7 protein-coding genes and 1 pseudogene are annotated in these 6,381 nt (G+C 60.4%); 1 reads left to right on the top strand and 7 read right to left on the bottom strand.

Annotated features, from left to right (window positions below):
• Positions 1–62: 62 nt before the first annotated feature.
• From OKC43_RS21485 to OKC43_RS21455, 7 genes and pseudogenes are all read right to left on the bottom strand, one after another.
• Positions 63–272: pseudogene (locus tag OKC43_RS21485) on the bottom strand (IS91 family transposase); the annotation flags it as partial.
• Positions 273–383: 111 nt separating this feature from the next.
• A complete protein-coding gene (locus tag OKC43_RS21480) occupies positions 384–662 on the bottom strand; it encodes a LysR family transcriptional regulator (protein ID WP_001100557.1) in 279 nt (92 codons plus the stop codon).
• A gap of 54 nt (positions 663–716) precedes the next feature.
• Positions 717–1,931 (bottom strand): chloramphenicol/florfenicol efflux MFS transporter FloR, encoded by a 1,215-nt coding sequence (gene floR, locus OKC43_RS21475; RefSeq protein ID WP_023300759.1) that lies wholly within the window; start codon positions 1,929–1,931, stop codon positions 717–719.
• 216 nt (positions 1,932–2,147) lie between these two features.
• On the bottom strand, positions 2,148–3,032 hold the full coding sequence (locus tag OKC43_RS21470) for a DUF3363 domain-containing protein (protein WP_021598067.1): 885 nt from the start codon (positions 3,030–3,032) through the stop codon (positions 2,148–2,150).
• Between the two features lie 30 nt (positions 3,033–3,062).
• Entirely contained in the window at positions 3,063–4,556 is a 1,494-nt protein-coding gene (locus tag OKC43_RS21465; RefSeq protein WP_001120888.1) for an IS91-like element ISCR2 family transposase, read from the bottom strand.
• Positions 4,557–4,766: 210 nt separating this feature from the next.
• A complete protein-coding gene (locus OKC43_RS21460; protein ID WP_000743213.1) occupies positions 4,767–4,991 on the bottom strand; it encodes a hypothetical protein in 225 nt (74 codons plus the stop codon).
• Positions 4,988–5,725 (bottom strand): recombinase family protein, encoded by a 738-nt coding sequence (locus tag OKC43_RS21455; protein WP_001366550.1) that lies wholly within the window; start codon positions 5,723–5,725, stop codon positions 4,988–4,990. The genes OKC43_RS21460 and OKC43_RS21455 overlap by 4 nt, the downstream gene beginning before the upstream one ends.
• A 326-nt stretch (positions 5,726–6,051) precedes the next feature.
• On the opposite strand from OKC43_RS21455, the gene OKC43_RS21450 reads away from it, so the two are divergent.
• On the top strand, positions 6,052–6,381 hold a 330-nt coding region (locus OKC43_RS21450), incomplete at its 3' end, for a hypothetical protein (protein ID WP_170868628.1).

Below are 6,381 nucleotides of genomic sequence, written 5' to 3'. Positions count from 1 at the left end.
TCTATAACAACGTGGAACGGGTGGGCATGGATTGCAGGCGCTGCCCTCTACTTGCTCTGCCTGCCGGCGCTGCGTCGAGGGCTTTGGAGAAATTCTTCAAATTCCCGTTGCACATAGCCCGGCAATTCCTTTCCCTGCTCTGCCATAAGCGCAGCGAATGCCGGGTAATACTCGTCAACGATCTGATAGAGAAGGGTTTGCTCGGGTCGGTGGCTCTGGTAACGACCAGTATCCCGATCCCGGCTGGCCGTCCTGGCCGCCACATGAGGCATGTTCCGCGTCCTTGCAATACTGTGTTTACATACAGTCTATCGCTTAGCGGAAAGTTCTTTTACCCTCAGCCGAAATGCCTGCCGTTGCTAGACATTGCCAGCCAGTGCCCGTCACTCCGCGGTCTTCACTGCGTGATCGAGTTGATCGACACCCGCCGTGACACGCTCCATGAAGTGCCTGCCTGCGTCTGTTAGCCGAACGCCCCGCGCATGGCGCTCAAATAGCAGGACACCAAGGTTATCCTCCAGCGCTTTCACACGCGCGCTGACGCTCGACTGGCTGATACCAAGTGCCTTGGCCGCATGCCGAAAATTCAGATGCTCGGCGACGGCGATGAACTGAACAAGGGAAATGAGCGGTATCCTGCCAGACAGGATACCGACATTCACGAGGTTTCGATGGTTAGTGCGCCGCATCGGAGCGGGCCTGCTACCAGTCGTCGGTTAGACGACTGGCGACTTCTCGGTGGCAGCCCCACGGAGCCGAAGGAGCACCAGCCCCAACGAAACCAGTACCGCCATCGCCGTGGCGTAACAGATCACGGGCCACGCTGTGTCACCGTTTAAAAGTGCCACCGCCAATGTCCCGACAATGCTGACTATCAGGCTTTGAACGCAGAAGTAGAACGCGACCGCTGATCCCGCGATGTCGTCGAACTCTGCCAAAGCGCCGTTCGCGGTAACGGACACCGTGAAGACAATACCGACCGCGACAACCCACATCGGTAGGATGAAGGTGAGGAATGACGGCGAGCCGTAAAGTTCGCCGATCCCCAACAGGACCGCTCCGCAAACAAGCAACGCCATCCCACGCGCCACGCATCCTGCGATGCCCCATCTGGCGACAAAGGACTTCGCGAAACGGGTTGTCACGATCATTACAAGCGCGACAGTGGCGAAGGCAAAGCTGAATCCGATCTCGGAATATTCCGCTTGGCCTATGAGCACACGGGGAGCCGTCGAGAAGAAGACGAAGTAGGTGCCCATACCGGCGCTAAAGCCGACAGTGTAAACCCAAAAAGCCGGACTCGCGAAGATCGGCAAGACAGATCGGCGCGTCTTGACTTGATCCAGAGGGCGGGTTTCGTGCCACCTGAAACCCGCATTTAGGAGTGCGAGCATCGCCAGTATAGCCAAAGTAATGAATATCGCCTGCCATCCCAAGAACTCGCCGATCAATGTTCCGGCGATAGGGCCGAGCGCAGGCACGAACGCCAGCATCGAACTGAAAAGGCCGTAGATGACGACACCCTCAGGACGGTTGGCATAAACGTCGCGAACCGTCGCGAACGTCGCCACCAGCATGGCCGACGCGCCCACTGCTTGAAGTAGACGGAAAGCGACAAAGGCCGGTGCAGTTGAAGACCAAGCTGCTCCCAGAGACGCAATGACGAAAGCCGTTGCGCCCGCAAGTAGAATTGGCCGTCGCCCGATTCTGTCTGAGAGCGGACCAAAAATCACCTGGCCCACGCCGAGCATCACCATATAGAGGCTCAACGTGAGTTGGATCATAGCGGGCGTCGTGTTCAGGATGCCGGGCATCGCTGGAACGACAGGGAGATAAATATCCATCGCCAGTGAAGCGAGGATGTCGAAAGGAGCCATCAGCAGCAGTGCTGCCGGCAGCGTATAGGCCCACGCGGGGCGTGTGGTGGTCATGACGAATCAACCCTCGATTAAGGAATACCGGGCGACGTCTGCTCGTCAGCAATCAGATGAGACTAGCCTTACAGAGCGCCGCAACAACAATACTGGTTGTTGCGGCTTACTTGTCTGCTGACTTGGAATTTCCCATCTGATTACTCCACGCTTACGAATATGAATTGCTACATTTTATCCGATTATCTTTTGCTTCGCAATGCGGCATGGGCGCACTCAGCGTTCCAGCCCCCTCTGCCGCCCTAACTGCCACGACACCGACCCGCCCTGCACGATGCCCATAACCTCGCGGCCGAGTTGGCGGTCGATGATCGGCCGCCACGGGACAAGGGTGAACTCATGGGATTTCTCGACCACGGCGAACTTGCCGCTCGATAGATGCACGGTTCCGGTAAACTTGCCGCTGACGCTCTCGCCGTCCGTGGCGGCGCGGAACGGCAGGCCCTTACTCAAAGCCATATCCGATCCGACGCCGGCTACCTCGCGCTCCCGCAGGATGGCGAGAAGGTTGCGCCGGTAGAAGACGCGGCTGTCCCGGCTGCGGGTGGCGTCGCCCTGTTCGATATGGTGCTCGCGGCGCTGGTCCATGGCTTCGCGGACTTGTTGCCCGAAGCCGGTTGGCGCAAGGTCGGCCGTCTCGCCGTGGATCAGCCGCCGGTCCAGCCAGGTCGCGCCGTCCGATCCGATCTGTTTGTTCAGATCGACCGGGGAAAGGACGCGAACGCTGGCCTGACTGTCTCGGCCGGCGTCATGGGCGGCGGCACGGCTGACCAGATCATTGGGGATGCGCCATTGGTCGGCGTCGATCCGCTCGACGATACCGGCCCGGCGTAGCGCCTCCAGCCGGCGCACATGGGCATCGACATAGCCCTCATAGTCGCCGCCTGGAACGCGGCACGTATAGGAAGAATAAACGCCCTTTTCACCCAAGTCCAACAGCTTTGGACCGCAGTTGACTCTTTCGACACCCCTGCGATGCAACCCAATCCGGCTGACGGGGAGCCAGCAACGCTGAAAATTTACCCTCCTCTTTCCCACTAGCGGCTCCTTTTCCGACAACCAGCACGGCGGATCCCTGCCGCGGCGCTGTGAACGCAGCATTTTGATTGGTATCGTTGGCCTTCAGGCTCGTCAGTCAAACAGACCCAGGAGCAGCTCAGCCGGTGGCGCCCGGCTTTCGGGTAACGCCCTGGTCCCGCTGGTTTCGGCTTTGTGCTTCAGGTGATCAAGGATCTGCTTGATCACTATAGGGTCTTCAATGCAGGCGATGACTTTCATGGCGCCGCCGCAGCCGCTGCAGGTCTCGATGTCGATATTGAAAACACGCTTGAGCCGTTGCGCCCATGTCATCGACGCTCGCCGTTGTGCTGGTGTTGCCGGTTCATCAGCCACCCTGACCTTGTTGCCCCTGCCCCGTTTTGCCGGCGTGACCAACGCCCGGTGCCGACTGTTGGGTGCGAACACCCCGTGGAAGCGGGTTAGGTTGACTCTGGGCTTCGGTACCAGGGCGGCCAGCCTTGCAATGAAATCCAATGGTTCGAAAATGACGTGCGTGGTGCCGTCCCGGTACGGCGTCTTGAGCTGGTAGCGCACGTTGCCGCCTCGTGTTAACGACAGCCGCTTCTCGGATACCGCCGGGCGGCTGATGTACCGGCACAGCCGTTCGAGCTTCTTGCGTTCATCGGCCCTGGCCGCCACGCCGGCGTGCAGGCTGGACCCGGCTACCTTGCCAATCCCGTCACCGAACGGATCACCACTGGTCGGCAGAGTTTGCAAAGTGAACACCTTTCGCCCCGCCTGTGAACCGACAGCGATACGGTAAGTGATCGAGTGCCCCAGCAGGGGTGTCATCGGGTCGTCATCCACCGCATCCGAGGCCAGATAGCTGTTTTCGACATCCCGTTCCAGCAGGCCTTGCCGTTCCAGATAGCGACCCACCCGGTGGGCGATGGTGTGCGTCAGCTGGGTGAGCTCTGGGCTGGTCGGCGCCTTGACCCAGCGGAAACGCGCTGAGCCGTGGGATTGCTCGACATACACACCGTCGAGAAACAGCATGTGGAAGTGAACATTCAGATTGAGCGCCGATCCAAAACGCTGGATCAGGGTGACCGCGCCCGTCTTGGCCACTTGGTGGGTATGGCCCGCTTTCTTGACCAGGTGCGTGGCAATGACGCGGTAAACGATGCCCAGCACCCACCCCATGATCTCGGGCCGGCTGGCAAACAGGAAACGCAGCTGAAACGGGAAGCTCAACACCCACTGACGCATGGGTTGTTCAGGCAGTACTTCATCAACCAGCAAGGCGGCACTTTCGGCCATCCGCCGCGCCCCACAGCTCGGGCAGAAACCGCGACGCTTACAGCTGAAAGCGACCAGGTGCTCGGCGTGGCAAGACTCGCAGCGAACCCGTAGAAAGCCATGCTCCAGCCGCCCGCATTGGAGAAATTCTTCAAATTCCCGTTGCACATAGCCCGGCAATTCCTTTCCCTGCTCTGCCATAAGCGCAGCGAATGCCGGGTAATACTCGTCAACGATCTGATAGAGAAGGGTTTGCTCGGGTCGGTGGCTCTGGTAACGACCAGTATCCCGATCCCGGCTGGCCGTCCTGGCCGCCACATGAGGCATGTTCCGCGTCCTTGCAATACTGTGTTTACATACAGTCTATCGCTTAGCGGAAAGTTCTTTTACCCTCAGCCGAAATGCCTGCCGTTGCTAGACATTGCCAGCCAGTGCCCGTCACTCCCACTCGATTGTAAACAAGCACACAAAACCCTTTAGTGACAACAATTTGCAAGAACTATCAGGCTCAGTGCCATGAAAAATACCATGACCAGATCATGAGGTTGAACACGGCTTGCGCCGGCAGCGTTCACGCTCCTGGTCGGCGATCTCGCCCGGCTGCAATGCTAGCTCAGCATCGGTCATGCGCTCCAGCACGTCGCGTAGGCGGATGGTGCAAGGAATGGGCGGCAGCTCGAACTCATAGCCGCCGGCGATCATTTCGGCCGCAATCTCCTCGGTGATGAAAAACGGCTCGTCGTCTTGGTTCGGCTTCTTCATGCCCTTTCCTCCTGGCGCTCATCCTGGCCGACAGCGGCCAGGGCATCGGCTTCCGTCAATGCGTCCTCCACGAACGCGCCGTGCTGCTTCGCTTCGGCCTGGCTGACCTCGGCCCATATCCGTTTCACCTGGGCCGCACTGTACCCGGCCAGCTCGGCGGTCTTGTTGATGCTGTAGCCGGACTTGCGCAGCGCGACAACTTGGGCGCGGCGCTTCGGATCAGCACGGCGGCCCTTGTACCGCCCGGCCTGGCGGGCCAACTCAATGCCTTGGCGCTGGCGTTCGCGCCTGTCCTCGTAGTCGTCGCGGGCCATCTGCAAGGCCAGGCGAAAAAGCATGATCTGCACGGCTTCCAGCACGATCTTGGCGACGCCCTGGGCCTCGGCCGCCAGGTCGGATAGATCGACCACGCCAGGGACGGCCAGGCGTGCGCCTTTGGCCTGTATCGAGGCCACCAGGCGCTCGGCCTCGGGCAAAGGTAGGCGGCTGATGCGGTCGATCTTCTCGGCAATGACCACCTCGCCGGGCTGTAGGTCGCCGATCATGCGCAGCAGCTCAGGCCGGTCGGCGCGTGCGCCGGATGCCTTCTCACGGTAGATGCCGGCGACGTAGTAGCCGGCGGCCTTCGCGGCCGTAGTGATCGCCTCTTGGCGTTCCAAGTCCTGCGCGTCGGTGCTGACGCGCAGATAGACCCGCGCCACCATCGGCGCGGCTACTGGCTTCGTCCTGCGCATACTTGCGGGCTCCTTTGGGCATACGCAAAGTGTCCGGTCATGCTACCCCCGGCCAAAAAGGCCGTCATGCGATTTATCTTGGCCGGGTCGTTATTGGCGGGTCTAAATGGCCGCTCCGTGGATCTCATCGCCAGAAATGGCGATGCGAGATCCAGGGCAGGGCGGCCGCCATCGTCAGACCTGGCGATGGTCGACGCCGGCGCGCATCGTCGGATGTGGCGATGCGAGCTCGAGGTCGGTGGCCACCGCCGGCGACCTGGTGCCATCGTCGGCAATGGCGATGCTGCAGCTCGACGTGCGCGGCCTGGTCGTCTCGGCATCGTCGGATGCGGCGATGCTCGAGCGAGGCGAAAAAAAACCGCCTCGGGGTGTCCGAGGCGGCAAGTCTGCATGCGGTTCAGGGAGGAAGAAACCGCGCCGGCGATCAGGGAGGAAAACCGCGCGGCCTGATGTGCAGCTCGGCCACTTTAGCCGGATTTTTCGACTTATCCGATGCGAGCGGCCCGCCGTGGGCGCTGCTCGATCTGCTGTTGCTTTTTCTCGACGTGCTTCTGCTCCTGGTGCTGCTGCTCGTCGCGCGGCACTGTTGCAAAGTTAGCGATGAGGCAGCCTTTTGTCTTATTCAAAGGCCTTACATTTCAAAAACTCTGCTTACC

The sequence above is a fragment of the Aeromonas sp. Y289-2 genome, assembly GCF_027705925.1.
Taxonomy (GTDB): domain Bacteria; phylum Pseudomonadota; class Gammaproteobacteria; order Enterobacterales; family Aeromonadaceae; genus Aeromonas; species Aeromonas veronii.
The sequence above is the reverse complement of the archived record's forward strand: the minus strand, read 5'-3'. Positions and strand labels throughout refer to the sequence as shown.

Coding starts and splice junctions, on each gene's coding strand:
- floR (WP_023300759.1), bottom strand. CDS start 1,931: ATGACCACCACACGCCCCGCGTGGGCCTATACGCTGCCGGCAGCACTG.
- OKC43_RS21470 (WP_021598067.1), bottom strand. CDS start 3,032: ATGCTGCGTTCACAGCGCCGCGGCAGGGATCCGCCGTGCTGGTTGTCG.
- OKC43_RS21465 (WP_001120888.1), bottom strand. CDS start 4,556: ATGCCTCATGTGGCGGCCAGGACGGCCAGCCGGGATCGGGATACTGGT.
- OKC43_RS21460 (WP_000743213.1), bottom strand. CDS start 4,991: ATGAAGAAGCCGAACCAAGACGACGAGCCGTTTTTCATCACCGAGGAG.
- OKC43_RS21455 (WP_001366550.1), bottom strand. CDS start 5,725: ATGCGCAGGACGAAGCCAGTAGCCGCGCCGATGGTGGCGCGGGTCTAT.